This is a genomic window from Halolamina salina, assembly GCF_042678005.1.
Lineage (GTDB): Archaea > Halobacteriota > Halobacteria > Halobacteriales > Haloferacaceae > Halolamina > Halolamina salina.
In genome coordinates, this window is the sequence record NZ_JBHUDH010000143.1 from 20,091 (window position 1) to 20,801 (window position 711).

Here is a 711-nt window from a genome sequence, read left to right on the forward strand (position 1 = left end):
CTCTACCCCCACGCCGGCGACGACATGGACGCGATGGAGGACGCGCTGACGACCGCCGCCGAGGAGTGCGATCTGGTGCTCTCCTCGGGGTCGACTTCCGCCTCCGCGGTCGACGTGATCTACCGCGTGATCGAGGAGCGGGGCGACCTCCTGCTCCACGGCGTCTCCGTGAAGCCGGGGAAGCCGATGCTCGTCGGGCGACTCGAAGACAGCGCCTACGTGGGGCTGCCGGGGTACCCCGTCTCGGCGCTCACCATCTTCCGGACGTTCGTCGCGCCCGCGATCCGGCGGGCCGCCGGCCTCCCCGAGCCCAGAACGGCGACCGTCGACGGAACGCTCGCCGCGGAAGAGCGCTACAGCGAGGGCCGAACCCGGCTGATGCCGGTCGGGCTGGTCGAGAACGAAGCCGGCGAGACGCTGGTCTACCCCGTCGACAAGGGGTCGGGCGCGACGACCAGCCTCGTCGAGGCCGACGGCGTCGTCGAGGTCGACGCCGACACCGAGTACCTCGCCGCGGGTGAGGACGTGACGGTGACGCTGTTCTCCCCGAACGTGCGTACCCCCGCGGTGCTCGCGTTCGGCGAGGACGACCCCGCGTTCTCCCGGCTGCTCGACCGGCTGGGATCGAGCCGGTTCCTCCCAGTCGGCTCCCGCGAGGGGCTGCGACGCCTGCGCGACGGGCTGGCCGACGCCGCCGTCGGCGCCCCCGAG

Annotated in this window: 1 protein-coding gene; it reads left to right on the plus strand. The window is 72.9% G+C overall.

Annotation, left to right across the window (positions count from 1 at the left end; translation table 11 throughout):
- The coding region (locus ACFR9S_RS12360; protein WP_379818786.1) for a molybdopterin-binding protein at nt 1-711 on the plus strand (711 nt) is incomplete at both ends.